Source organism: Aestuariivivens marinum (assembly GCF_022662175.1).
Lineage (GTDB): Bacteria > Bacteroidota > Bacteroidia > Flavobacteriales > Flavobacteriaceae > Aestuariivivens > Aestuariivivens marinum.
Window position 1 is genome coordinate 1 of sequence record NZ_JAKMCR010000012.1, and the last position, 4,323, is coordinate 4,323.

A 4,323-nucleotide genomic window follows, 5' to 3' on the forward strand; every position below is an offset into this window, starting at 1 on the left:
TGCCAACACCGTGTATAATTAATTGCGGCTGAATTTCCTCTCGGAAATTCAATCTTATTAATTATCTTTCGGTTACGGCGGAAAATGACTGCGTCCTTTCCCGCAACTAATCATACACAAGACCGTTGGCGTTAATTTAAACTCATAATACTGTGAAAAAACTTTTAATTCTATACATATTACTGGCTTCTAATCTTTATCTATTTAGTCAGACACATAATTGTGTTACTACCATAGATTATGGAAATAATAAAGAAAGAGGAAATTATGCTCAAATAAATGGCATTAATATGTATTATGAAACCTATGGAGATTCTACCAAACAACCCTTATTATTAATACATGGAAATGGTGGTTCGGTTAAATCAGGAAGATGTCAGATAGAATATTTTAAAGATGACTATTTTGTTATCATAGTTGATAGCAGATACCAAGGAAAGTCTGGAAATGGTTCGGAAGAACTGACTTACAAGTTAATGACCAACGACTATTATAAATTACTTAATCACCTAAATCTGGACTCCGTTAACATTTTTGGTCAAAGTGATGGTGGAATTATTGGTTTGATAATGGCTATTGAATATCCAGATAAAGTAAATAAACTCATTGCTGCTGCGCCAAATTTAAGACCTGATTCTACAGCTTTACATCAATGGTCTTTAGATAAAATGAATTCTGACCTTAAAAAAGTGGAAGATAAAATAAAAAAAGGAGATAATTCCAATGAGACAATAAGACGAAAAGCTTTAATCACAAAAATGCTAAAATACCCAAATATTGAAGTAGAAGAACTAAAGAAAATTAAAGCTCCTGTTCTTCTTGTTTTTGGTGATTCAGATTATATGCCTTTCGAACATATTATAGAAATATACGAGAATATTCCAAAAGCCAACCTTTTCATTGTTCCCTCTGCTGGTCATAGAGCTTACCGTCTTGAACCCGAAATTTTTAATATAATGGCAGAACGATTTTTTAACACTCCATTTAAAAAGCCAAAAGCAAAAGATGGGTATTAAAAAACTAACGCCAACAATGTATAACCGCAATTACGGCGGATTCGACTACGTTCGAATCCACTCGGAATTGCGAGCGTCAGTGCTCAATCGAAAAACAGTAACTTAAAACCCGTAACTGACGGTTATACTAACCGTTGGCTACCATTAAAACCTTACTTACAAGTCACTGAATGAAAAAAGAATCAATAGGAATTTTTGGGATTGGAATATTTACATATTTATGTATTTCAAGCATCTCATATGTTTTAGAGGAACTTACTCGAGATATCCTTATTCTTGCTGATACTAATCCAAAATTAAATTTCACTATAACTGAAATACTTTGCTTCGGCATCTTTGTTTTACCTATTTATGTTATTACAAAAAAATGGAATCATAATTATAATTTGATTTCTAATAATATTAAGAAATATCTCGTACTGACCTTTTCGACTTTTCTCATTCTGCAAATAATTCATATCGTATATCCTTATTCCAAATCACTATTGACTACTGACCTATTTACTTTTAGAGAAACTTATTATTATGAATATTTGGGAAATAATTATTCAATGTATTTCATTAAATCAGCTATGTACTACTTTGCTATGATAATTTCTTTTTTACTGATATATAAAAAATTGAAAAACGGTAGCCAACAAAGTGTATAGTTCATTGCTTCTGATTTTCCTTCGGAAAATCCTCGCGCTGAACTATTGCCAGTTTTATTTACTAAATTAGTGACCAAACCAACGCAACAAACCATACACAAACCGTTGTAAAACATTTACATGAACCAGCAGAAAATAAATAACATCTTTGCTCTTGATTCAAAAGAGAGATATGGCTACTTATTGAGAAAAGTAGCAGATTTTGAAACAATTTATCTTATTGCAGACAATGAAGACCAATGTGTTATGATTGGCTCAAATGATATAAGTGTTTTACCTGTATGGCCAGAAAAGGAGTTTGCAGAATTATTCTTGACCGATACTTGGAAAGATTACAAAGTGATTGAGTATGATATTTACGATTTTTTAGATTGGTTGGATGAATTAGAAAAGGAAAAAGCTGAATTAGCTGGATTTCCAAATTCGGAATTTAATACAGTTCACGTTTCGGCAATTGACATGAAGAACCACTTAATCTATGAATTAAATCAGTATGAATAATGAAAATTACATGGGCAGATTTAAAAGTTGAATTTAACCACATTGACGAAACAAGATTGATAGAAAGTTGGGATTGGTTAATTGGTACCGATAAAACTCCGATTTTAATGACAAGTATTGGAGATTTGTTTTTAACTGATAAAAATGGAAACTGTTATTGGTTAAATGTGGGAGAGGGAATTCTTGATAAAGTTGCTGATAGCATAGATGAGTTTAATCTAAAGTTAAAAGATAATGAGTTAGTTGATGAATGGTTTTTGATTGGACTAGTTGAAAAACTCAAAGAAAAAGGACTTGAACTAACTGATAAACATCTTTATGGATATAAAAAATTGCCAGTTTTAGGCGGAGAATATGAACCCGATAATTTTGAACTAACAGACATTGAAGTTCATTTCGAATTAAGTGGTCAAATACATAAACAGATTAAGGATTTACCAGATGGTACCAAAGTGAATATAAAAACAATTGAATAAAAACGTTTTACAACACGCGGTCATAAAACATTGCGCGGATAGTGCTATTTGAACGAAATAACATTTAATCAACGGCTTAGTGGGCTGATAAGTTTGTGTTTCAAAATGCGCAACGTTTCATACCGCAATCCGTTAGCTGCAAGACGAAAAAAAATCGCAATCAAAATAAAATGAAGAACTTATTTTTAATCATATTCGGACTATTAACATTTAGCGGATTTTCCCAAGATTATTTACTTTCCGACGAAAATTCCGATAAAACTATGATAGCGGATTTTATTGAGAAATCTATCGCAGAAAAAAAACTGAAACAAAATCCAGTTATTGTAGTAAACGAAAGAGTTTTAAAAGAAAACGAATTGGATAAATTAAATTTCTACAAATCTGATATTTTAGAATTTAGTTTAGTAGCAATGGATAATCCTCAAATGGTTGACATTTATGGAGAACAAAGCTTAAACGGAGTTTTATTGATTGAAACAAAACCGTTTCAAGAGAAAGCTGCGAAAAGTATTTCGGACAGTAAAGTACTATTCTTAATAAATGATAAACCAATAACTCAAGCGGAACTCGAAAAAATAAATCCTGAAACAATTGAATCTGTGGATGTGATAAAAGACAAAAAGGAAATAGCAAAATATACGACTGACGAATATGATGGAGTTGTAATAATTAAACAAAAGAAAACGGAATAAAGTCCAGCAGCTAACAATGTATAAAAATAATTGCTCAATTTCGAGCTTAACCAAAGGTCGTTGCAAGTTTACTACATCTGATTTTCCTACGGAAAATCCTCGCACGTAAACCCGCAACTCTTTTTATACTAAACGTTGGCAATAATTATGACCAAATTTAGAAACTTATTGATTTTAATAATGTTGTTTACTTTCAACGAACTGATTTCTCAAGAAATAATCGGAATGAAAGAAGTCTACATTGATAATAATTTGGTTTATAAGAACGAAACCGATAAACTCTTTACTGGAATTGCTCAAAGCAAACGAAAAAACGGACATTTAGTTTATGAAGAGGAATATAAAAATGGAATTATTCTGTCCAGCAATTTATATTATAATGGACAAGAAATAAGAGTATCCAATAAGACCATTTACAATTCCGAAAAACCATTAGTTCTTTCAAAAGAAATTAAATACAATCTGGATGGCCAAATCTTTGAAAGAACAACTTACAATGATGATGGAATAAAAATTCTTGTGGAACAATTTAAAAATGAAAAACTGACTTATAGCTGTCAATATTTTGGAAAAAAGAAAAACGGACTTGAATTGGGATATGCAGAAGACGGAGAGAAATTGAAATATCGTTGTGAATTTATAAATGGAAAGAAAAACGGAATCGAATATTGCCTGAAAGATGATGGAACCGAAACGAAAAAAGAATATAAAAACGGAAAGAAAATAAAATAACTATTGCCAACAATGTGTATAATTCATTGCTAGTTAGAGCCTACTTACGAAAATTCCGCTGGAATTTTCTATCCGTGATTATTTACTAACTTTAGTGATTAAACCACGCAACGAAATCATACACTGGACCGTTAGCGGTTATTAAAAGAACACCAATTAGAGAATGAGTTTAAAAGGTCAAACAGTGCGCATTATAGTTAGTGAGCCTTGGGATTGGGAAGAAAATCTATTTGGAACAATTCTATCCGACCGT

The 4,323-nt window shown here is 31.3% G+C and carries 5 protein-coding genes; all 5 read left to right on the forward strand.

All coding sequences use genetic code 11. From position 1 onward, the window contains the following. The first annotated feature begins 152 nt into the window (after nucleotides 1-152). The 5 genes from MR053_RS13915 to MR053_RS13935 all read left to right on the forward strand — a co-directional run bounded on the left by MR053_RS13915 (nucleotide 153) and on the right by MR053_RS13935 (nucleotide 4,070). Nucleotides 153-1,016, forward strand: coding sequence for an alpha/beta fold hydrolase (locus MR053_RS13915; protein ID WP_242133007.1), 864 nt, complete (start codon nucleotides 153-155; stop codon nucleotides 1,014-1,016). 770 nt (nucleotides 1,017-1,786) lie between these two features. After that, nucleotides 1,787-2,167 carry a DUF2750 domain-containing protein gene (locus MR053_RS13920; protein ID WP_242133008.1) on the forward strand — a complete coding sequence of 127 codons (381 nt, stop codon included), beginning with the start codon at nucleotides 1,787-1,789 and terminating at the stop codon, nucleotides 2,165-2,167. Continuing rightward, on the forward strand, nucleotides 2,167-2,643 hold the full coding sequence (locus MR053_RS13925) for a T6SS immunity protein Tdi1 domain-containing protein (protein WP_242133009.1): 477 nt from the start codon (nucleotides 2,167-2,169) through the stop codon (nucleotides 2,641-2,643). The genes MR053_RS13920 and MR053_RS13925 overlap by 1 nt, the downstream gene beginning before the upstream one ends. Before the next feature lie 170 nt (nucleotides 2,644-2,813). Next, entirely contained in the window at nucleotides 2,814-3,338 is a 525-nt protein-coding gene (locus MR053_RS13930) for a hypothetical protein (RefSeq protein WP_242133010.1), read from the forward strand. A gap of 147 nt (nucleotides 3,339-3,485) precedes the next feature. Beyond that, the gene (locus tag MR053_RS13935; RefSeq protein ID WP_242133011.1) at nucleotides 3,486-4,070 is read left to right on the forward strand and encodes a toxin-antitoxin system YwqK family antitoxin; all 585 of its coding nucleotides are present in this window, start codon (nucleotides 3,486-3,488) and stop codon (nucleotides 4,068-4,070) included. Nucleotides 4,071-4,323: the final 253 nt, after the last annotated feature.